At 72.9% G+C, this 21,721-nt stretch carries 18 protein-coding genes and 2 tRNA genes; 13 read left to right on the top strand and 7 right to left on the bottom strand.

Annotated elements, in window-relative coordinates:
* Window positions 1–12 precede the first annotated feature (12 nt).
* Window positions 13–1,215: a glycerophosphodiester phosphodiesterase gene (locus tag DFJ68_RS05695; protein ID WP_121031753.1), complete on the bottom strand. Its 1,203-nt coding sequence runs from the start codon at window positions 1,213–1,215 to the stop codon at window positions 13–15.
* A 115-nt stretch (window positions 1,216–1,330) separates the two neighbouring features.
* Between DFJ68_RS05695 and DFJ68_RS05690 the strand changes: the two genes are divergently transcribed.
* The 6 genes from DFJ68_RS05690 to fabF all read left to right on the top strand — a co-directional run bounded on the left by DFJ68_RS05690 (window position 1,331) and on the right by fabF (window position 7,211).
* Complete coding sequence (locus DFJ68_RS05690; RefSeq protein ID WP_121031751.1) at window positions 1,331–1,795, top strand: SRPBCC family protein; 465 nt, start codon at window positions 1,331–1,333, stop codon at window positions 1,793–1,795.
* 196 nt (window positions 1,796–1,991) lie between these two features.
* Complete coding sequence (locus DFJ68_RS05685; RefSeq protein ID WP_245963485.1) at window positions 1,992–3,275, top strand: PucR family transcriptional regulator; 1,284 nt, start codon at window positions 1,992–1,994, stop codon at window positions 3,273–3,275.
* A 60-nt stretch (window positions 3,276–3,335) separates the two neighbouring features.
* On the top strand, window positions 3,336–4,283 hold the full coding sequence (locus DFJ68_RS05680; protein WP_121031749.1) for an ACP S-malonyltransferase: 948 nt from the start codon (window positions 3,336–3,338) through the stop codon (window positions 4,281–4,283).
* A 184-nt stretch (window positions 4,284–4,467) separates the two neighbouring features.
* Window positions 4,468–5,442, top strand: a complete 975-nt coding sequence (locus DFJ68_RS05675; RefSeq protein WP_121035120.1) for a beta-ketoacyl-ACP synthase III — start codon at window positions 4,468–4,470, stop codon at window positions 5,440–5,442.
* Window positions 5,443–5,520: 78 nt separating this feature from the next.
* The gene (locus tag DFJ68_RS05670) at window positions 5,521–5,769 is read left to right on the top strand and encodes an acyl carrier protein (RefSeq protein ID WP_121031747.1); all 249 of its coding nucleotides are present in this window, start codon (window positions 5,521–5,523) and stop codon (window positions 5,767–5,769) included.
* A gap of 191 nt (window positions 5,770–5,960) precedes the next feature.
* Entirely contained in the window at window positions 5,961–7,211 is a 1,251-nt protein-coding gene (gene fabF / locus DFJ68_RS05665; protein WP_121031745.1) for a beta-ketoacyl-ACP synthase II, read from the top strand.
* A 155-nt stretch (window positions 7,212–7,366) separates the two neighbouring features.
* Here fabF and DFJ68_RS05660 read toward each other — a convergent pair whose 3' ends face one another.
* Complete coding sequence (locus tag DFJ68_RS05660; protein WP_121031743.1) at window positions 7,367–7,882, bottom strand: DUF3145 domain-containing protein; 516 nt, start codon at window positions 7,880–7,882, stop codon at window positions 7,367–7,369.
* A gap of 286 nt (window positions 7,883–8,168) precedes the next feature.
* Window positions 8,169–8,507, bottom strand: a complete 339-nt coding sequence (locus tag DFJ68_RS05655; RefSeq protein ID WP_121031741.1) for a non-heme iron oxygenase ferredoxin subunit — start codon at window positions 8,505–8,507, stop codon at window positions 8,169–8,171.
* Between the two features lie 149 nt (window positions 8,508–8,656).
* On the opposite strand from DFJ68_RS05655, the gene DFJ68_RS05650 reads away from it, so the two are divergent.
* The 7 genes from DFJ68_RS05650 (at window position 8,657) to DFJ68_RS05620 (ending at window position 17,490) form a co-directional block, all read left to right on the top strand.
* Window positions 8,657–8,733: transfer RNA gene (locus DFJ68_RS05650), tRNA-Ile, on the top strand.
* A gap of 275 nt (window positions 8,734–9,008) precedes the next feature.
* Window positions 9,009–11,915, top strand: coding sequence for a S8 family serine peptidase (locus tag DFJ68_RS05645; protein WP_121031739.1), 2,907 nt, complete (start codon window positions 9,009–9,011; stop codon window positions 11,913–11,915).
* A 321-nt stretch (window positions 11,916–12,236) separates the two neighbouring features.
* The gene (locus tag DFJ68_RS18940) at window positions 12,237–13,865 is read left to right on the top strand and encodes a M23 family metallopeptidase (protein ID WP_147431515.1); all 1,629 of its coding nucleotides are present in this window, start codon (window positions 12,237–12,239) and stop codon (window positions 13,863–13,865) included.
* Window positions 13,866–14,012: 147 nt separating this feature from the next.
* Window positions 14,013–14,741 (top strand): amino acid ABC transporter ATP-binding protein, encoded by a 729-nt coding sequence (locus DFJ68_RS05635; protein ID WP_147431647.1) that lies wholly within the window; start codon window positions 14,013–14,015, stop codon window positions 14,739–14,741.
* Window positions 14,742–14,901: 160 nt separating this feature from the next.
* The gene (locus DFJ68_RS05630; RefSeq protein WP_121031732.1) at window positions 14,902–15,747 is read left to right on the top strand and encodes a glutamate ABC transporter substrate-binding protein; all 846 of its coding nucleotides are present in this window, start codon (window positions 14,902–14,904) and stop codon (window positions 15,745–15,747) included.
* Window positions 15,748–15,886: 139 nt separating this feature from the next.
* The gene (locus DFJ68_RS05625) at window positions 15,887–16,564 is read left to right on the top strand and encodes an amino acid ABC transporter permease (protein WP_121031730.1); all 678 of its coding nucleotides are present in this window, start codon (window positions 15,887–15,889) and stop codon (window positions 16,562–16,564) included.
* Window positions 16,561–17,490 (top strand): amino acid ABC transporter permease, encoded by a 930-nt coding sequence (locus DFJ68_RS05620; protein WP_121031728.1) that lies wholly within the window; start codon window positions 16,561–16,563, stop codon window positions 17,488–17,490. The genes DFJ68_RS05625 and DFJ68_RS05620 overlap by 4 nt, the downstream gene beginning before the upstream one ends.
* Before the next feature lie 91 nt (window positions 17,491–17,581).
* Here DFJ68_RS05620 and DFJ68_RS05615 read toward each other — a convergent pair.
* The 4 genes from DFJ68_RS05615 to DFJ68_RS05600 all read right to left on the bottom strand — a co-directional run bounded on the left by DFJ68_RS05615 (window position 17,582) and on the right by DFJ68_RS05600 (window position 21,558).
* Window positions 17,582–17,657: transfer RNA gene (locus tag DFJ68_RS05615), tRNA-Asn, on the bottom strand.
* A gap of 71 nt (window positions 17,658–17,728) precedes the next feature.
* The gene (locus DFJ68_RS05610; RefSeq protein WP_121031726.1) at window positions 17,729–18,250 is read right to left on the bottom strand and encodes a hypothetical protein; all 522 of its coding nucleotides are present in this window, start codon (window positions 18,248–18,250) and stop codon (window positions 17,729–17,731) included.
* Window positions 18,250–20,202, bottom strand: a complete 1,953-nt coding sequence (dnaG, locus tag DFJ68_RS05605) for a DNA primase (RefSeq protein WP_121031724.1) — start codon at window positions 20,200–20,202, stop codon at window positions 18,250–18,252. Before dnaG ends, DFJ68_RS05610 begins: the two co-directional genes overlap by 1 nt.
* 123 nt (window positions 20,203–20,325) lie before the next feature.
* Window positions 20,326–21,558 (bottom strand): deoxyguanosinetriphosphate triphosphohydrolase, encoded by a 1,233-nt coding sequence (locus DFJ68_RS05600; protein WP_121031722.1) that lies wholly within the window; start codon window positions 21,556–21,558, stop codon window positions 20,326–20,328.
* Between the last annotated feature and the right edge of the window lie 163 nt (window positions 21,559–21,721).

The raw sequence follows: 21,721 nt of genomic DNA, 5'->3' as shown, positions 1-21,721 counted from the left end.
GCCGGCGGCGGGTCAGGAGGCCCGCCGCTCCCCTGCCGCGGCGCGCGACTGCTCGGCGACGAACGCGTCGCGGGCGGCCACCCCGATGTCGGGCTGGTCGGTGAAGAGTCCGTCGATGCCGGTCTCGAGGTAGCGCACCTGCTCGTCGAGGGCGCGGCCGAAGTCGGCGTCCGACGTGCCGGTGCGGTAGTCGACGGGCAGGAAGGTGTTCTCGGCCCGGAAGGTGTACGGGTGCACCTGAAGACCGGCGGCGTGGGCGTCGGTGACGAGGCTCGTGGCGGACGCCGCGAGGGTGCCGTCGGCGTTGCGCGGGATGACCTGTGCCTTGTCGGGGCCGAGCCCGTTGATGGTGCGGGCGAGCTTCCTGAGGCTCGGCGCCGTCGTGAGGTCGGCGTAGGTGCGCGGGTCACCCCTGGCGACGAGGTCGTAGGGGGCGCCGCTCGCGGAGGTGAGGAAGACGAGCGGGACGCGCAGGCCGTAGAGGTTGCGCAGGGTGCCGAGGTTGGTCAGCTCGAACGACTGCACGAAGACCGGGGCGTTGCGCCGGTCGAGGTCGTGCGTGCGCAGGGCGCGCACCACCCTGGGCTCGAGGGCGAGGCCGAGCTGCTTGAAGAACGTCGGGTGCTTGGTCTCGGGGTAGACGCCGATGGGCCGGCGCAGCTCGCGGCTCAGGCGCTCGCGCAGGGTGAGCACCTCCTCGAACGTCGGGACCTCGAACCGCTCGTCCCACAGGGTGTTCTCCTGCCGGATGAGCGGCAGTCGCTCCTTGGCGCGCAGCGTCTTGAGCTCGGCGAGGGTGAAGTCGGTGGTCCACCAGCCCGTGACGGCGACGCCGTCGAGCATCTTCGTCACGCGACGGTCGGCGAACTCGGGGTGGTCGGCGACGTCGGTCGTGCCGCCGATCTCCGGCTCGTGCCGGGCGACGAGCACGCCGTCCTTCGTCGAGACGAGGTCGGGCTCGATGAAGTCGGCGCCCATGCGGGCGGCCAGCTCGTAGCTGGCGAGGGTGTGCTCGGGGCGGTAGCCGGAGGCGCCGCGGTGCCCGATGACGAGGGGGGCGGCGCCCTCCGCGCGACCGGCGGTGAGGGTCGACACCGTGTCGGCGGTGGTCGTGGCCGGGCGCAGGCCGAGGGCCGCCGACGACGTGGCGGCGGCCACCGGGACGAGCGCGGCGACGGCGACGGACACGGTGAGCATGATGGAGGATCGTCTCATGGCGACAGCACAGCGCCTGGGCCGACGCGGCGGGCGACCACCAGCCCTACGCCTGCCGTCGAGGTGGTGAAGAACCGGTGTCGGGCCGGACGCACGGAGCGGGTACCACCCGTGCATGACCGAGAACACGAAGATCACCGTGCAACGCAGCATCGACGCGTCGGCCGCCGACCTGTTCGACGTGCTGAGCAACCCGAAGCGCCACGCCGAGCTCGACGGCTCGGGGTTCGTGCGTTCCGACGAGAAGGCCGAGCGCATCCAGAAGGTCGGTGACGTCTTCCGCATGAACATGGAGGGCGCGCACATGGGCGGCGAGTACCAGACCGACAACACGGTCACCGGCTACGACCACAACAAGCTCATCGCGTGGAAGACGGCGCCCGCGGGCACCGAGCCGCCCGGGTGGGAGTGGATGTGGGAGCTGCAGCCCACCGGCGCCGACACGACCGACGTCACGCTCACCTACGACTGGGGCAAGGTGACCGACAAGGAGATCCTGTCCAAGGTGCACTTCCCGCTCGTCAGCGAGGGTGACCTCGAGCAGTCGCTCGGCCGGCTCGCGTCCGCCGTCGCCGGCTGACCCCAGCACTGACGAGCACCGTCGAGGGGCCACTTCCCGGCGGGCTCTGCACCGTCGAGAGGCCAGTTGCCGTCGCCAACCCGCGTCGGGAACTGGCCCTTCGACGGTCTGGGGTGTCGGGGTTGTCGGGCAACCACAAGTCGCGCTCGGCCTCTCGGCCCGGTGCCGGATGCCGGCCCGCCACTAGGGTGGGCCGGTGACCTCGCCCCCGCGCCGCCTCCCGGGCGAGGGGACGGCGCACACGGTCGAGCAGAGCGCGGGCGAGCTCGCCCGCCTCGCGATGGCCCGCATGGACGAGACCCTCGGCTGGTACCGCGAGCTGTCCGCCGCCCAGCGCTCGCAGGTCGGCCTCGTCGCCCAGGCCGGCATCTCGCAGTTCGTCGAGTGGCTGCGCCAGCGCGAGCGGCACGCCCCCTCCGCGATCTCGATCTTCGCCAACGCCCCGCAGGAGCTCACCCGCGCCGTCAGCCTGCGCCACACCCTCGACCTCGTGCGCACCGTCGTCGACGTCGTCGAGGCCCGGGCCACCTCGCTCGCCGGGCCGGGTGACGAGCAGCTCGTGCTCGAGTCGGTGCTGCGGTTCTCGCGCGAGATCGCCTTCGCCGCCGCCGAGGTCTACGCCGGCGCCGCCGAGGCGCGCGGAGCCTGGGACGCCCGGCTCGAGGCCCTCGTCGTCGACGCCGTGCTGAGGGGCGAGGCCGACGACTCGATGCAGTCGCGCGCCGCCGCCCTGGGCTGGGACGACGTCGCGGGCGTCACCTTCGTCGTCGGGCGCGCGCCCCTCGCCGCCAGCTCGCCCGACGCGCCCGCGGCCACGGTCGACAGCCTGCGCCGCGCCGCGCGCCACCTCGGGGTCGAGGCCCTCGCGATCGTGCAGCGCGACCGGCTCATCGCCATCGTCGGCGGCACCCGCGACCCACTGCCCGTCGTCGAGCACGTCGCCGACCGCTTCGGCCCCGGACCGGTGGTCGTCGGCCCCACCGTGCCCCACCTCTTCGCCGCCGGCCGCTCGGCCCGCGCCGCCCTGAGCGGGCTGACCGCCGCCGTCGCCTGGCCCGGCGCCCCCCGCGTCGTGGAGTCCGACGAGCTGCTCCCCGAGCGGGCCCTCGCCGGCGACCTCCCCGCCCGCCGCCGCCTGCTCGACCGCGCCCACCGCCCGCTCACCGAGTCGGCGCAGTCGTCGCAGTCGCCGCTGCTCGAGACCGCGACCGCCTACTTCGAGCACGGCGGCTCCCTCGAGGCCAGCGCCCGCGCCCTCTTCGTGCACCCCAACACCGTGCGCTACCGCCTCGCGCGCATCACCGACGTCACCGGCTACGACCTGACCCGCCCGCGCGACGCGTGGGCCGTCCGGGTCGCCGTGACGCTGGGTCGGCTCGGCGGCACCGGTGCCACCCCCGGGCCTGCCGTGGGGCTGTCGGATGCCGGCCAGCCCGCTCCCGTGGGTCGCCGCGGTTTGGAGGAATCCTCCAACCTATGACCTCCGACTTGGTGGCATTCGGCGGCCTGCTCCCCGCCGGTAACGAGGAAGGCTGAGACCGTGCTCGCGATCGTCTGCCCTGGACAGGGCTCCCAGACCCCCGGCTTCCTCACCCCCTGGCTCGGGCTCGCGGGTGCCCGCGACCGCCTCGCGTGGCTCGGGGCGGCCGCCGGTGTCGACCTCGTGGCCCACGGCACCGAGAGCGACGCCGACACGATCAAGGACACCGCGGTGGCCCAGCCGCTCATCGTCGGCGCCGGCCTGCTCGCCCTGCCCGCGCTGCTCGCCGACGACCCGAGCACGGCGTCCGCCGCAGCCGCGCTGCCCGCCGGCTCGGTGACCGCCGGCCACTCCGTCGGCGAGATCACGGCGGCCGCGGCCGCCGGCGTCCTGTCCGCCGAGGCCGCCATGGTCTTCGTGCGGGAGCGCGGGCGCGGCATGGCCTCGGCGAGCGCCGTCACCCCGACCGGCATGGCGGCGGTGCTCGGGGGCGACCCCGACGAGGTGCTCGCCGCCATCGACGCCGCCGGTCTGACGCCGGCCAACGTCAACGGCGGCGGTCAGGTCGTGGCCGCCGGCACGCTCGAGCAGATCGAGGCGTTCGCGACGCAGCCCCCGGCCAAGGCCCGCGTCATCCCGCTGCAGGTCGCCGGCGCCTTCCACACCCACCACATGGCGCCTGCCGTCGACGTCCTCGACGGGTACTCCCGCGCGATGACGACCGCGGCGCCGCAGGTGACCCTGCTCTCGAACGCCGACGGCGCCCCCGTGTCGGACGGCGCGGAGGTGCTCGGCCGGCTCGTGCGACAGGTGAGCAACCCCGTGCGCTGGGACCTCTGCATGCAGACGATGCTCGACCTCGGCGTGACCGGCCTCATCGAGATCCCGCCGGCCGGCACCCTCGTCGGGCTGGCGAAGCGCGCCATGAAGGGCGTCGAGACCCTCGCCCTCAAGACCCCCGACGACCTCGACGCCGCCCGGCGCCTCGTCGCCGACCACGCCGGGTGAGCGCACCCCGCGACCCGGCCCACCGGCATCCACGACGGTCGCGCACGGCCCGTGCGACCCCGATGCTCGCCCACCCCCTCGCCCCCGTCACCGACAGAAGGTTCACGTGACCGACAACGTCCAGCACACCGTCCCCAAGGGCACCGGCACGATCGTCGGCTCCGGCGCGGCCCGTGAGTCGCGCATGATGGGCGTCGGCCAGTACCGGCCCGAGCGGGTCGTCATGAACTCCGAGATCATCGGCAAGATCGACTCGAGCGACGAGTGGATCCGCGAGCGGTCGGGCATCGTCAGCCGGCACTTCGCCGCCGCCGACGAGTCGGTCATCGACATGGCCGAGAAGGCCTCGCGGGCCGCGCTCGAGCACGCCGGGATCGCGCCCGAGCAGGTCGGCTTCGTGCTCGTCGCCACCGTCACCCACCCCTACCAGACGCCCGCGGCGGCCCCCGAGCTCGCCGCACGCCTGGGCTCGACGGCGCCCGCCGTCGACATTTCCGCCGCCTGCGCCGGCTACTGCTACGGCGTGACGATGGCGAGCGACATGGTCAAGGGCGGCTCCGCCGACTACGTCCTCGTCGTCGGGGTCGAGAAGCTCAGCGACTTCACCGACCCCTACGACCGCGGCAGCGCGTTCATCTTCGGCGACGGCGCGGGTGCCTGCGTCATCGGACCGAGCGACACCCCCGGCATCGGGCCGACGGTGTGGGGCTCCGACGGCACCCAGCGCGACGCCATCACCCAGCGCCAGGCCTGGACCGACCTGCGCGGGTCGTGGCAGGAGTCGCAGCAGGACAAGGACCTGTGGCCGGCGATCGGCATGCAGGGCCAGACCGTCTTCCGCTGGGCCGTCTGGGGCATGGCCCCGGTCGCGCAGCAGGCCATCGACAAGGCCGGCATCACCGCCGACGACCTCGACGCCTTCATCCCGCACCAGGCGAACATCCGCATCATCGACGCGATGGTCAAGCAGCTCAAGCTGCCGGCCGACATCCCCGTCGCCCGCGACATCGTCACGACCGCGAACACGTCGGCGGCCTCCGTGCCGATCGCGACCGCGCGCATGCTCGCCGAGAAGGAGATCCCGAGCGGCGGCCTGGCCCTGCAGATCGGCTTCGGCGCGGGCCTCGTCTACGCCGCCCAGGTCGTCGTCCTGCCCTAACGGGCACCAGCTCCCGCCGGTCCCGACGGGTCATTCGGGCCATTGCAGCGACACGCACCCAACCCAAGGAGCACAGACATGGCTCAGTCCGAGCAGGAGATCCTCGAGGGTCTCGCCGAGATCGTCAACGAGGAGACCGGCCTCGACACCGCGTCGGTGGAGATGGACAAGTCCTTCACCGAGGACCTCGACATCGACTCGCTGTCGATGATGACGATCGTCGTCAACGCCGAGGAGAAGTTCGGCGTGCGCATCCCCGACAGCGAGGTCAAGAACCTCAAGACGGTGCGCGACGCCGTCACGTTCATCAACAACGCGCAGTCCTGAGCCACCGGTCGGCCGGCACCCGCGGGTGCCGGCCGGCTCCGGCCCACCCGGCCCACCCGGCCCACCCGGGCCGCCCCACACCGCACGGCAGCACTCGGCACCACCCGGCATCCGCCTGACACCCGTCCGACACCTCTGGGCGGCGCACCAACCCCGACAAGCGCACCCCGACCCCTGAGGAGCACGTCACCATGACCTCCACTCGCGACCGTCGTGTCGTGGTCACCGGCCTCGGCGCCACCACGCCCCTGGCCGGCACCGTCCCGGAGACGTGGGAGGCCCTGCTCGCCGGGCGTTCCGGCGCCCGACCCATGGAGTTCGACTGGGTGGCCAAGTACGAGCTGCCCGTCACCTTCGCGGCCACGATCGCCGTGACCCCCGACCAGGTGCTCACCAAGGTCGAGACCCGGCGCCTCGACCCCTCCAGCCAGTACGCCCTCATCGCGGCCCGCGAGGCCTGGGCCGACGCCGGAACGCCCGAGGTCGAGCCCGAGCGGCTCGGCGTCGTCATCGGCTCCGGCATCGGCGGCGTCTGGACCCTGCTCGACCAGTGGGACAACCTGCGCGAGAAGGGCCCCCGCCGGGTCTACCCGCTCGCCGTGCCGATGCTCATGCCGAACGGGCCTGCTGCGGCCGTGTCGCTCGACCTCGGCGCCCGGGCCGGCGCCCACACCCCCGTCAGCGCGTGCGCCTCCGGCGCCGAGGGCATGGGCTACGCCGTCGACATGATCCGCACGGGCCGCGCCGACGTCGTCGTCGCCGGTGGCACCGAGGCGGCCGTCCACCCCCTGCCCATCGCCGGCTTCGCCGCGATGCAGGCGCTCTCGACCCGCAACGACGAGCCCGAGAAGGCGTCGCGCCCCTACGACGTCGGTCGCGACGGCTTCGTCCTGGGCGAGGGCTCGGCCGTCATCGTGCTCGAGTCGGAGGAGCACGCCAAGGCCCGCGGCGCGAAGATCTATGCCGAGCTCGCCAGCGTCGGGATGTCCGCCGACGCCCACCACATCACCGCCCCGGAGCCCCAGGGCGCCGGCGCCTCACGGGCGATGGTCTCCGCGGTAGAGCGGGCCGACCTCTCGCTCGACGACATCGTCCACATCAACGTGCACGCGACGTCGACGCCGGTCGGTGACATCGCCGAGTACAACGCCATCAAGCGGGCCTTCGGCCACCGCACCGACGACCTCACGGTCACGGCGACGAAGTCGATGACGGGCCACCTCCTCGGGGCGGCCGGCGCCCTCGAGGCGATCGTCACGATCCTCTCCGTGCACCACCGCACGGTCCCGGCGACGATCAACCTCGACGAGCAGGACCCCCAGATCGCGCTCAACGTCGTGACGGGCGAGCACCAGACCCTGCCCGACGGCGACCTCGCCGCGATGAACAACTCGTTCGGCTTCGGCGGCCACAACGTCGCCCTCGTGGTGCGCAGCGCCTGAGCCCCACGGCACCACCCGGCATCCCCGGTGGGGTGACGGACCACGACAGCACGAGAGCCCGGAGGCACGAACCCTCCGGGCTCTCGTCGTCGCACGACCCGCGTCACCCACGCCGCGGTCAGGTCGGCAGCGCGCGGCGGCTCACCCCACGCGGCTCACCCCACCCGGTGCAGCCAGCGCACGGGCGCGCCGTCGCCGGCGTGGCGGAACGGCTCGAGCTCGTCGTCCCACGCCGCCCCGAGCAGCAGGTCGATCTCGTCCTGCAGCGCCAGCGCGTCGCCGCGGGTGCGGGCCACCGCCTCGCGGAGCCGGTCCTCCTGCACCAGCGCGTCGCCGGACGTCGAGATGAGGGTGTGGTGGATGCCGAGCGACGGCGTGTACGACCAGCGCGACCCGTCGCTCACCGCGGTCGGCTCCTCGGTCACCTCGTAGCGCAGGCCGTCCCAGCCGCGCAGCGCGCTGGCCAGCTGGGCGCCGGTGCCGACGGGCCCGGTCCACGACAGCTCGGCGCGCACGGTGCGCGGCGCGACGGGCTGAGGGGTCCAGTCGATGGCCACGCGGCGGCCGAGCACGGCCTCCAACGCCCACGTCAGGTGGGGGCACAACGGCATCGGGGTCGCGTGGACGAACACGACCCCGCGCGTGACGGTGCGCGACAGCACGGAAGACATCCGGACCTCCTGGGTGTGCGAGGGACGTCTTCCCCAACGGCCTGCGCCAACCCTGTCGACCCGACTCCCAACCGTGGATGCCGGTGTGCGCCGCGGGGGCGCACGCGTCCATTGTGCACCATCGGTCACAGGCGCACCAGAGGTCACGCTGTCCGGTTCACCCGCGATGTCGGGTGGTCGCCCGAGCGGGCAGGGGTTGCGGCGAGGCCGCGCCGGCGGGCCGCCGTCGGGTGGAGCCAGGCGCGGTCAGGCGAGGCCCGACACGGTCGAGCGCCGTGCACCGCGGTCAGGAGCGGGCGACCCCGACCTGGAGCAGGACGTCGTCGCCGTCGACGTGCACCGCGTGCGTGCGCACGGGCTGCGTGGCCGGCAGGCACCGCGGTCGACCGTCACCGAGGCCGAAGCGGGTGGCGTGCAGGGGGCACTCGACCTCGCCGCCCTCGATCCACCCGTCGGCGAGGCTGGCCGCGCCGTGCGAGCAGGTGTCGTCGAGGGCGTAGAAGGTGCCGTCGTCGTCGCGGAAGAGCGAGATGGGCTCGTCGGTGCCGGTGAGCTCGGTGGGCAGCACGAGCGCCTCCCCCGGCTCGACGTCCTCGACCCCCGCCACGCGGATTGCCTCGCTCATGCCTGTCGTCACCTCTCGCTTCCGTCTGCGACCGCGCCCGAGCGTAGGTCATGCCCACCGGGCGTTCCGCGCCACGTCCCACCGCGGACCGACGTCGACGCGTCGCTAGACTCGCGGCCGACCGCCGGGCACCACAGCGCCGCGGTCAGGGGGCAGTAGCTCAGCCGGTCAGAGCAGCGGACTCATAATCCGTCGGTCCAGGGTTCAAGCCCCTGCTGCCCCACCACCCCGTCCGCGCCAATGCACTCGGGTCACGGCACCCGGGTCACGGCACCCGCGTCACGGCCCCGGCGGCCCGGCCGGCGGCGTCCGCTCGCTGCGCCCCAGCCGTCTGCGGCCGCGCCGAGACGCGTCCGCTCGCGGGGCGTCCGAGGACTCTGTCGGCTTCCGTCGGCGGTCGTGGAGTGTGTCGTGTCTGAACACCTCCGTCACAACCACACCATGCGGCACGTCCGCCACGTTCGCTGCGACAAATCCGATAAGAGCGACTAGACCCGTTCCATGATCTCGAACTGGCGCCGACCGGCGCGCTCAGGGGCTAGAACCATCGGATTCTCACGCGGGGTGCTCACCGGCACCCTCGTCGCTGCTCTGTCCATCCCACTCACCGCGGCGGCGCTCACACCGAGCGCGGCCGCTGCTGCGACACCACCGGGCCAGATCGGTGCGGACACCGCCGCCCAGATCGCGGCCCTGCAGAAGGTCAAGGGGTCACTCTCCGGCGCCGAGCGCAAGCTCGACAGCGCCCTCGCCGTCTCGCTCAAGGCGCGCACCGACGCGTCGCTGCGCACGGCGCTCCCCCGGCTCGACACGGCCAAGGGCGCACCGGCATCCAGCGTCACGGTCGACATCGAGGTCACCGCGGTGACCGACGGGCTGCTCGCCCGCCTGCGCGCCACCGGGGCGAGCGTCGCGCACGCCTCGAAGGTCGTGCGCAGCATCCGGGCCACGGTGCCGACGAGCGCGCTCACGACGGTCGCGGGGTTCCGCGAGGTCACCCACGTCCGCGCCGCGGGAGGGGCCATGACCTCCCGTGCCGGTGCCCCGGCCACGACGTCGAAGAACGACCAGGCCGCCCCCGGGCGCATCGTCACCTCGCCGCCGTCGAAGAGCGAGCGCACGGCCCGCGTCGAGACGGCGCTGAAGAAGGCGCTCAACACCCCCGGCCGGCCCAGCGTGGTGCAGCAGGGTGAGCTGACCTCCGAGGGCGACGCGGCCCATGCCGCCGACACCGCCCGGGCCCGGTTCAAGGTGACGGGGACCGGTGTCAAGGTGTGCGCCCTGTCCGACGGCATCGACTCGGTGTCGGCGTCGGTCGCGAGCGGTGACCTGCCCCCCATCGACGTCCTGCCGGGGCAGGAGGGCAGCGGAGACGAGGGCACCGCGATGCTCGAGATCATCCACGACCTCGCGCCCAACGCCGAGCTCGGCTTCGCGACGGCCTTCACGAGCGCCGCCTCGTTCGCCGACAACATCCGCGCCCTGCGCGAGCAGGGCGACTGCGACATCATCGTCGACGACGTCCTCTACTTCGCCGAGACCCCGTTCCAGGACGGACCCATCGCGCAGGCCGTCAACGACGTCACCGCCGACGGGGCGCTGTACTTCAGCTCGGCCGGAAACGAGGGCAACGTCATCGACGGGACCTCCGGCAACTACGAGGGCGACTTCAACGGGTCGGGCCAGACCATCGGCAAGTTCGCGGGCTCGGCCCACGACTTCGACCCCGGTGACGGCGTCCAGCTCTACGAGCCGCTCAGCGACGAGAGCCAGGGCGTCGTCGTGCCGCTGTTCTGGGCCGACCCGCTCGGGCAGGCGGCCGACGACTACGACCTGTACCTGCTTGACGCCGCCGGCAACGTCACCGGCTTCTCGCAGGACGTCCAGGACGGCGACGACGACCCGTTCGAGATCCTGCAGACGGGCGCCGGCGCCGGACAGAAGCTCGCCGTCGTCAAGTACGCCGGCGCCGACCGCTACCTCCAGCTCTCCGCCCTGCGCGGCCGCTACGAGGACGCGAACGGCCTCACGGCGTACGTCACCCCCGGCGTCACGCGAGGCCACTCGGCCGCCGTCAACGCGGTGAGCACGGCCGCCGCGCCGGCCGCGGGCGCCCTGCCCTTCGACCTCGAGGCCGGTGACCCGCCGAACCCGACGGGCCCCTTCCCCGGCGTCTTCACCCGCGACCAGCTGCCCGAGCGCTTCACCTCCGACGGCCCGCGCCGCGTGTTCTTCGAGGCCGACGGCACGCCGTACACCCCCGGCAACACCACCTCGACCGGCGGCGTCGTGCGCCAGAAGCCGGACGTCACGGCCGCCGACGGCGTCCGCACCACGGCGCCGGGCTTCGACCCGTTCTTCGGCACCTCGGCCGCCGCCCCGCACGCCGCCGCCCTCGCGGCGCTGGCGCTGTCGGGCAACCCGGGCGTCGACCCGGACTCGATCCGCACGGCGATGATCGACACCGCGATCGACCTCGCCCCGGCGGGGGTCGACAACCGCACCGGCCACGGCATCGTGCTGGCCACCCGGCTGCTGCAGCGCACCGGAGCCACGCCGCAGCCGCTCGTGCGGGCCGGCGAGCCGCGCGCGGAGGAGACCTCCGGGGACGGCGACGGCTATCTCGAACCCGGCGAGACCGGCTCGCTCACGGTCCCCGTCACGAACGTCGGTGACGGTCGGGCCACGAGCGTCAGCGTGCGTCTGACGACGTCGGATGCCGGTGTCTCCCTGCGCCCCGCCGTGCGCAGGTACGGCAGCCTCGCCGCCGGCGCCACCGCCGAACGGTCGTTCACCGTCTCGCTGGCGGACGACTACCCGCTCGGCAAGCCGGTGACGGTGCAGGCGTCGGTGTCGTTCGTCGGGGTGCTGTCGCCGACGAGCACGACGCTGACCGTGGCGACCGGCCAGCCGGCCGAGACCCCGACGGAGTTCGCGTACACGGGCCCGGCCGTCCCCATCCCGGACAACGACGCGGCCGGTGCCTCGGTGACCATCCCGGTCACCGGCTCCGAGTACGCCTCGAAGGTGACCTTCTCGGTCGACGGCGAGACGTGCACGACCGACACCGCCAGCACCACGGTGGGCCTCGACCACACCTACGTCGGTGACCTCGTCGGCACGCTGACGAGCCCGTCGGGCGCGACGGCCACGCTGTTCAGCCGCAACGGCGGCAGTGGCAACAACCTCTGCCAGGTCGTCTTCGACGACGACGCCGCCGCGAGCTTCAGCACCGTGACCTCGGCCGACGCGCCCTTCACCGGCACGTGGTCGCCGATCTCACCGCTGTCGGCGCTCACGGCCTCCCCGGTCGTCGGCGACTGGACGTTCTCGGTCGTCGACCAGGCGGGCGGAGACAGTGGCTCGATCCGGGCCGTGACCCTCTCGGTGACGGGCTTCGTCGAGTAGTCGGCAGGGGCGTCGCCGCAGCCCGCGGCGACGCCCCGGCGCAGTCCGCCGCAGACCTCCGGAGGCCCCGGGCGACCACCGCCCGGGGCCTCCCCCCGCGCCCGGCGCCCGACGGCGGCGGAGGCGGCGGGCCAGCGCCACACGTGTCCCAGCAGCCACTCCCGTCCCACATTTCGACCGAGTTCGCGTTTCGCCCTGCCGCGGCGCCCGCCCGCCCTTTATGGTGGACAAACCGGATGCCGCCCGTACCCACGGGCGCGACCCTCGTCGCGCTCGGTACGGTGTGGCCCCCCGGGGTTTCTGTCAGGGGCAACGATGTCGATGGGGAGTGGACCGCAGGTGCACGAAGGCAAGCAGCCGGAGCGCGAGCCCGTCGTCCTGACCATCAACCTCAGGAGCCGGGCCCTCCCGGCCACCGCTGCGCTCGCCGCCTTCGCCGTCCTGCCCTTCCTCGGTGCGGGCGCCAACCCCGCGGTCGGCTCGCCCGCCGGCCGCCTCGCCGCCGGCACCCCGACGCCGGCCCTCGTCGCCGACGCGGGCGGCGCCGGTCAGGCCCTGTACGCGCGCGCCGCACAGCCCGGCGCCGCCGCGGCCGCCGGCGCCCCCATGGCCTTCCCCAACCTCGCGCTCGGCCCGGCCCTGCCCGGCGGGATCGACCCGGCCGGCGTGCCCGGCTCCCTTTCCGCCCTCTACGCCGGCAACCTCGTCGGGGCACCCGGGAGCGTGTCCGGTGGCCCGGCGTCGTGGGGGGCCTTCGCACCGTGGGCGCCGACCTCGGGCGCCGGCTCGTCGGCGTGGTCGCCGTGGGCTGGCGGTGCCCTCCCGCCGGCCGGTGCCGTGGGCGCGGCCGGGTTCATCCGCCCCGTCGACGCCCCCGAGACCTCCGGCTTCGGCCCGCGCCGCCACCCGGTGCTGGGACGCGCCATGTTCCACACCGGCATCGACCTCGGCGCCGTCTGCGGGACCCCGATCCGGGCGGCCGCCGACGGCACGGTGGTGTACGCGGCGACGACCGCGTCGTGGGGCAACCGCATCATCATCCAGCACTCCCCCACGCTGAAGACGGCCTACGGCCACCAGTCGCGGCTCATCGCGAAGGTGGGCCAGACCGTCAAGCAGGGCGACGTCATCGGCCTCGTGGGCACGACCGGATGGTCGACCGGCTGCCACCTGCACTTCGACGTCGTCCTCGACGGCCGCTACGTCGACCCGGCGCCCTACCTCGGGTTCGCCAGCGGCGACGCCGCCTCGGTGCCCTTCGCCAACCCGGGCAGCGGCACCTACTCTCCCTCCGCTCCCGGCACCCCGAGCGCCCCGGCCGTGCCCGACGGCGACGTCCCGCTGCCCGCCGCGTCCCCCACCCCCTCGCGCCCGTCGACCCCGGCCACGCCGTCTTCGTCCCCGGCGCCGAGCTCGACGTCGCGGCCGGGCACCAGCGCCCCGAAGCCCACGCCGAGCAGCACCACCCCGAAGCCGACGTCCAGCTCGGGCGCCCCGAAGCCCACCACGAGCACCGGGACCCCCAAGCCCACCACGAGCACCGGGACCCCCAAGCCGACGACACCGCCGACCCGGCCCGGGACGACACCGCCGACCACCGGCACGGGCACGAAGCCGCCGACGACGACCCCGCCGACCACCTCGTCCACCACGGCGCCGACCAGCACCACGCCGCCGACGACCACCTCCCCGGCCCCGGGTGCACCGAGCACGTCGGCCACCCCCACCTCGAGCACGCCGACGCCCACGACGAGCGACACGTGCAGCCCGAGCGAGGACCCCACCGGCAGCGGCGAAGCGACCGGCGCCACGCCGGCACCGACCTCGACCGGGGCACCCACCGACACGTGCGCGCCCGACGCGGCGTCGGCGGCCGAGGGCGGCGAGGGCGCCCCCGTCCCGCAGGCCCTGGCCGCGACGGCCGAGGCCGTGCTCGACACCGTGGGCTGACCGCACCACTCTCCGGTCCCGCCCGTCGCGAGGCCACGATTCGGCGACGCTCCGCACGAGCACGTGTCCGGCGCCCATCCGACCTAGTAGGTTGCGGCAATGAGCGAAACCAGCCGCGACCGCACCGGCGACGCGACCCGCGAGCCCATGGTCGTCATCGAGGGCGTCAACAAGCACTTCGGCGACCTGCACGTGCTGCGCGACATCAACCTCACCGTCGGTCGCGGCGAGGTCGTCGTCGTGCTCGGGCCGTCGGGGTCGGGTAAGTCGACCCTCTGCCGCGCCATCAACCGCCTCGAGACCATCGAGTCGGGCACGATCAGCATCGACGGCAAGGCCCTGCCCGAGGAGGGCAAGCCGCTCGCGCAGCTGCGCGCCGACGTCGGCATGGTCTTCCAGTCCTTCAACCTCTTCGCGCACAAGAGCATCCGCGACAACGTCACCCTCGGACCGGTCAAGGTGCGCAAGCAGAAGAAGGCGCAGGCCGACGAGAAGGCCACCTCGCTGCTCAAGCGCGTCGGCATCGAGGCCCAGGCCGACAAGTACCCCGCCCAGCTCTCGGGCGGCCAGCAGCAGCGCGTCGCGATCGCCCGCTCGCTCGCCATGGACCCCAAGGTCATGCTCTTCGACGAGCCGACCTCCGCCCTCGACCCCGAGATGGTCGGGGAGGTGCTCGACGTCATGGTCGGCCTGGCCAAGGAGGGGATGACGATGATCGTCGTCACCCACGAGATGGGCTTCGCCCGCAAGGCCGCCGACCGCGTCGTCTTCATGGACAACGGCCAGATCGTCGAGGTGGCCACCCCCGAGGAGTTCTTCGCCAACCCACGCAGCGAGCGGGCCCGCGACTTCCTCGGCAAGATCCTCACGCACTGACCCGGGGCGTCGGCGTGACGAGCGCCCGCCGCCGTCTGACGACCGCGGGTCGGCGCGGCATCGCAGACCCGGCCACCCGGCATCCCCACGGATGCCGGTCACGACCACCGAGACCACTCACGGCAACACCCAGCAAGTCACACCAGGGAGGAACCCAGTCATGAACGCACGACGAATCGGAGCCGCGCTCGCCGGCACGGTGCTCGCGCTCTCGATCGCCGCCTGCGGCGACGGCAGCAGCGGCGGAGGGACCGGCGCAGGCGGCGACGGCGCCAAGGCCCTCAAGATCGGCATCAAGTTCGACCAGCCGGGCCTCGGGCTCAAGCAGGGCTCGACCTACACCGGCATGGACGTCGACGTCGCGAAGTACATCGCCAAGCAGCTCGGCACCGACGAGGGCGACATCACCTGGGTGCAGGCGCCGAGCGCCCAGCGCGAGTCGCTCATCTCGACCGGGCAGGTCGACTTCATCGTCGCCACCTACTCGATCACCGACAAGCGCAAGGAGTCGGTCAGCTTCGCCGGGCCGTACTTCGTCGCCGGCCAGGACCTGCTCGTGCGCGCCGACGACTCGAGCATCACCGGGCCCGACTCGCTCAACGGCAAGAAGCTCTGCTCGGTCAAGGGCTCAACGTCCGCGCAGAAGGTCAAGGACGAGTTCGCCAACCAGGTTCAGCTGCAGGAGTTCTCGGGCTACTCCGAGTGCCTGCCGGCCCTGGCCAGCGGTGGCGTCGACGCCCTGACCACCGACGACACGATCCTCGCCGGCTTCGCCGCGCAGGACGCCAACAAGGGCAAGTTCAAGGTCGTCGGCAAGCCGTTCTCGACCGAGAAGTACGGTGTCGGCCTCAAGAAGGGCAACACCGACCTCTGCAACAAGATCACCGACGCGATCAAGAAGATGCAGAGCGACGGCTCGCTCGAGAAGGCCATCGAGGCCAACCTCGGGCCGGCCGACTACACGCCCGGCCCCGGCAACCCGGCCACCCCGGAAGCCTGCGCCTGACCGACCCCGACCCGAGGGTGGGTCGCCCGTCACGAGTCGTGGCGGGCGACCCACCCTCGATCGGCGTCACGGCCGGCACCTCCCAACCTGTGAGCCCGGGCTCGGCTCCCCCACCTGACACCTCGCGGAAAGGAGCGTCATGCTCGACATCTTCGAGAAGTACGCGGTCTTCAGCGCGTTCTGGATGACGATCAAGCTGACCTTCTTCTCGGCCATCGGCGCGCTCGTCATCGGCACCGTCGTCGCGGTCATGCGCGTCTCACCCGTCGCGGTGCTGCGGCGGCTCGGCGCGTTCTACGTCAACACCGTGCGCAACACCCCGCTGACCCTGTTGATGTTCTTCTCCATCGCGGGCATGTACTACATCCTGCAGCTCAACCTCGCCGAGGCGGGCTCACCGACCGAGCTCGTCGACAACGGCGTCCGGTGGGCCATCGTCGCCCTCGCCGTCTACCACGCGGCCTTCGTCTGCGAGGCCATCCGCAGCGGTATCAACACCGTGCCCGTCGGCCAGGCCGAGGCGGCCCGCTCCATCGGGCTGACCTTCACGCAGAGCCTGCGCGAGGTCATCCTCCCCCAGGCCTTCCGCGGCGCCATCGCCCCGCTCGGGTCGGTCCTCATCGCCTTGACGAAGAACACGACGGTCGCCTCGGTCATCGGTGTCGCCGAGGCGTCGCTCCTCATGAGCGAGGTGATCGAGAACGAGACGGCGAGCATCGGGGTCTTCCTCGTCTTCGCCCTCGGCTTCGTCGTGCTGACCCTGCCGGTCGGCATCCTCTTCACGTCCCTCTCCCAGCGCCTGGCGGTGAAGCGATGAGCGCCCCGTCCGTCCTCTTCGACGCCCCCGGCCCCCGGGCGCGGCGTCGGCACGCCGTCCTCACCGTCATCGGGCTGCTCATCGTCGCCGGCATCCTCGCGGCGGTCGCGCTGAAGTTCAGGGCCGAGGGCCAGCTCGAGTCGTCGCTGTGGACCTCGCTCGTCACCGGTGAGGTCTGGAGCTTCTACATCCTCCCGGGCCTCGTCAAGACGCTCGAGGCCGCCGCCATCTCCATCGTGCTGGCCATGGTCTTCGGCATCGTCTTCGGCATGGGCCGCCTGTCGCAGGTGCGGGTCGTGCGGTGGGTCAGCGGCGTCGTCGTCGAGTTCTTCCGGGCCGTGCCGGTGCTGCTGATGATGTACTTCACGTTCCGCTACTACTCCGACAACGGCGTGTTCCGCAACGACGTCAACCCGCTCGCCGCCGTCGTCACGGCCCTCACGCTCTACAACGGGTCGGTCATCGCCGAGCTCGTCCGGTCGGGCGTCTACAGCCTGCCGAAGGGGCAGAAGGAGGCGGGCCTGTCCATCGGCCTGACACCGAGCCAGACGCTGCGCAGCATCCAGCTGCCGCAGGCGCTCACCGCGATGCTGCCGGCGCTCGTCGGGCAGCTCGTCGTCATCCTCAAGGACACCGCCCTCGGCACCGCCGTGCTCTACCCCGAGCTGCTGCAGGCGGCCCGCGACATCGGCACGAGCTACAGCAACCCGATCCCGGCGTACCTGTTCATCGCCCTGATCTTCATCCTCATCAACTACGCCCTGACGGTCGTCGCGGGGCGCGTGGAGACGCGGCTGCGTCGCCGCGGTGGAGGCCCCCGACGCGGGGCTGCCGTCACCGGTGTCGCCGGCGCGGGCACGGTCGACGCGCCCACCGACGGCGTCGCCGGTCAGGGCGTCTACACGGGGGACGCCAGCAGCCGCTGACCTCCTCCGCTCGGACCAGGAGACAGCGAGAAGGCCCCGACACCAGTGGTGTCGGGGCCTTCTCGTCGTCGTGCGCGCGGTGCGCCTTCGGTGGCTCCCCCGATTGGACTCGAACCAATAACCTGCCGGTTAACAGCCGGCTGCTCTGCCAATTGAGCTACAGGGGAATGCTGCGGGGCAACCATAGCAAGGGCCGGGTGCGGTCGCTAAATCGGCCTCGGTGATGCCGCCGGAGCGGTCAGAGACCGACCTCGTGGCGCAGCCGCGCCAGCCGTCGGGCGACCTCCGCGGCCACCTCCGGGTCGGTGACCTCGACCCCGCGGGGGGCCACGACCTGCTCGCGCAGCACCCCCTCCCCGAGGTCTTGGCGGATGACGACCCGCACCGTCTTGCGGCCGGGTGTGCGGAACTCGTCGGCCGTGACCACGCTGGCCTGCAGGCGCTCGCGCAGCGTCTGCTGCAGCGTGGTGGGCTCCGTGATGCGCCACTGTCCGGGCCGCACCCGGCGGTCGACCCACGTGACGGTGAGCAGTGACGCGTCGGCCTGCCACGTGCCCGCCTCCGCCTCGTGCCACGGACGGATCCACTGCAGCTCGCCCTCGGGCGAGACGAAGGCGAGGTGGTACGTCGTCGCCACGACCCAGCCGCCCGTCGTGTCGTCGGCCACGCCCGAGAGGACCCGCTCACCGGAGGCCAGCGGGACGGCATCCTTGACGGTGCGGGGCAGGGCGGCGGCACGGCGACGGTCGAACAGACCCATCAGGTCATCGACTCCTTGATCTGGGCGAGCTCGGTCTGCAGCGACTGGAGCGTGAGGGCGAGCTGTCGGCTGCGCGCCGGGTCGGGTGACTCGGCGTGGTCGAGGCGACGCATCTCGCTCAGGGCGTCGTCGACGCGACGCCTCAACGCCACGGTTCGTACCCGGTCGAAGAGCTCGGTCACGTATCGAGACGACGGGAGACCGGTCAGCGCGTCCATGCGGGTGGGCAGCGGGGCCACGGCCAGCTCGCTGACGAGACCCGTCACGACCGCCGGTGCGGCCGCGCTGACGGCTCCGACCCACGCCGCCGCGCGGGTGTCGTCGGCGCGGGCGGCGACGACCCCCTCGAAGATCGCCCGGTGGGCCGGGGCGGCGAAGGCCTCGGGGGTGAGCAGGTCCCACGTCGGCGCGGCGAGCACGGTCGGGAACTGGAGCATGACCTGCAGCAGCTGCCGCTCGGCCTGGGTGACCGGGTCGCGGGGGTCGGGCATGGGCATCGACGCGGACGCGCCGGCCTGCTCGGCGGCGGTCGGCTCGAGGTCGTCGTGGTCGTCGTGGTCGCGGCGAGTCCCCTGGTCGCGGCCACGTCGGTGGTCGGATGCCGTGTCGGGCACGGTGAGCGCGCCGGCGCGCGACACCTCGGTGGCCACCTGCTCGACCTCGAGGCCGAGCAGGCCCGACACCTCACGGACGTACTCGGGCTGGAGCGACCGGTCACGGATCGCGGCGACGATGGGGGCGACGGCCCGCACCGCCTGGATGCGACCCTCGGCTGTCGCGAGGTCGAAGCGCTTGATCGTCGTGCGCACGGCGAACTCGAACATCGGCACGGCGTCCTCGACGAGCGCCTGCACGGCCGGGTCACCCTCGGCCTGGCGCAGCTCGCACGGGTCCTTGCCCGAGCGCTCGACCGCGACGAACGACTGCGAGCTCCACTTCTGGTCGTCGGCGAACGCCCGCATGGCCGCCTTCTGCCCGGCGGCGTCGCCGTCGAAGGTGAAGACGACCTTGGCCGGGGCCAGGCCTGCCTCGTCGCGCATGAGGCGTCGCAGCATCTTGATGTGGTCGGACCCGAAGGCCGTGCCGCACGTCGCGACCGCGGTGTCGACGCCGGCGAGGTGGCAGGCCATGACGTCGGTGTAGCCCTCGACGACGACGGCGGTGCGCTGCGAGGCGATCTGCTTCTTGGCGAGGTCGAGGCCGTAGAGCACGCTCGACTTCTTGTAGATCGGCGTCTCGGAGGTGTTGAGGTACTTCGCCTCGATGCGGTCGTCGTCGAAGAGGCGACGGGCACCGAAGCCGACGGTGTCGCCCGTGATGTCGCGGATGGGCCAGACGAGCCGCCCACGGAACCGGTCGTAGAGGCCGCGCGACCCGCGCCCGGCCAGCCCGCCGGTCACGATCTCGTCGTCGCTGAAGCCCTTGGCGCGCAAGTGGCGCACGAGGTCCTCGCCACCGCGGGGCGCGAACCCGACCCCGAAGTGCTTGGCCACCTTGCCGTCGAAGCCGCGGGCGCGCATGAAGTCGCGGGCGGTCCGGGCCTGACCGGGCGCGAGCAGCGCCTCGCCGTAGAACTCCTGGGCCACCCGGTGGGCCTCGACGAGCCGGCTCCGGCGGCCGAGCCCCTCGTCGCGGGGGCGGGAGCCGCCGTCCTCGTAGCGCAGCTCCATGCCGAGCTTCTGGGCCAGCCGTTCGACGGCCTCGGTGAAGCTGAGGTGCTCGATCTTCTGCACGAAGGAGATGACGTCGCCGCCCTCACCGCAGCCGAAGCAGTGGAAGAAGCCGGCGCCGGGGTTGATGCCGAACGACGGGCTCTTCTCGTCGTGGAAGGGGCACAGCCCGACGAGGCGCGCACCGGAGCGACGCAGCGTCACGTGCTCGCTGACGACGTCCTCGATCGACGACCGCTCCTTCACGGCCGCGAGGTCCTCGCTCTTGATCAGCCCCGCCATCGGCCTCCTGTCGCCGCTCGTGAGTCTAGGTCGTCCGCGCACACCTCCCCGCCGCCCCTCCCCACCCCTCACCGTCGAGAGGCCAGTTCCCGACGCGTCCTACGCCACGAGGTCGGATGCCGGTCAGCCGGCCCAGCGGCCGTGCAGCGCGAGTGCCCGCACGTCGGTGAGGGAGGCGACCTGGTCGACGACGACCCGCAGCCGCTCGTCGTCACCCGCGGCCTCCGCGAAGTCGGCCCGCAGCGGCGGGTCGAGCCGCTCCTCGGGCCGCTCGAGGTACGCGGCGACGAGCGCCCGTACCACCTCGCGCTGCGTCACCATGACGGCGAGCCGCTCGTCGGTCGTCATGACGTAGTGGTTGGCCAACGCCTTGAGCACCGAGCACTCGGCCCGGGTGGCGTCGGGCACGACGAGGTCGGCCTCGAAGCGGCACAACGGCCCGGGTCCGTGCCGGTCGCGGGTGGCCTGCTCGACGACGAGGACGAAGTGGCCGATGAGCCGGCTCGTCATGTCCTTGAGCCGGGCCAGCGCCGCCCGCGACCCGTCGTGGTCGTCGGGGATGGCTCCGCTCGCCACGAGCCGGTCGAGCGCGGCGGCGAGCTGGGCGGGGTCGAGGTCGGGGGCGTACGTCGCCGCGGCCACGTCGACGACGACGGCCATGTCGGTCGGCGAGCGCAGCACCCGCGGGTCCAGCCAACCCGACGCGACGGCATCCTCGACGTCGTGCACCGAGTAGGCGACGTCGTCGGACCAGTCCATGACCTCCGCCTCGAGGCAGCGGTCGCCGGCGCCGGCCCCGTCCCGGACCCACTCGAAGACGGCACGGTCCGACTCGTAGACGCCGAACTTCGCGGTGTCGTGAGGCGCCTGCCCCCGGCCCCACGGGTACTTGGTCGCCGCGTCGAGGCTGGCCCGGGTGAGGTTGAGACCGGCCGGCGTACCGTCGGCGTGAGACCGCTTGGCCTCGAGCCGCGTCAGCAGCCGCAGGGTCTGGGCGTTGCCCTCGAAACCACCGATTCCGGCGGCGATCTCGTGCAGGACCGCCTCGCCGTTGTGCCCGAACGGCGGGTGGCCGAGGTCGTGTGCGAGGCAGGCGGTGTCGACGACGTCGGCGTCGCAGCCCAGGGCGGCACCGAACTCACGACCGATCTGCGCCACCTCGAGCGAGTGCGTCAGCCTCGTTCGCACGAAGTCGTCGTGCCCCGGTGCGAGCACCTGCGTCTTGGCCCCGAGGCGACGCAGCGCCGACGAGTGAAGCACCCGGGCGCGGTCGCGGGCGAAGTCGTCGCGGTCGGCGCGCTTCTGCGCCGGGTCCTCCGCCACCCATCGCTCGCGGTCGCGCTGCTCGTAGCCCATGACGTCGAGCCTATGGGCCACCAGTGACGACGCCCGTCGCCGCCCGTCGAGGTCGGCGGCAGGCGCATACTGAGCTCGAAGCCGTCCGGGCTTCCGACGCGAGGAGCTCGCCATGGGCGACAAGTCACCGAAGTCCCACATGTCAACGAAAGCGAAGACGCTC

Source organism: Terracoccus luteus (assembly GCF_003635045.1).
Lineage (GTDB): Bacteria > Actinomycetota > Actinomycetes > Actinomycetales > Dermatophilaceae > Terracoccus > Terracoccus luteus.
The sequence above is the reverse complement of the archived record's forward strand: the minus strand, read 5'-3'. Positions and strand labels throughout refer to the sequence as shown.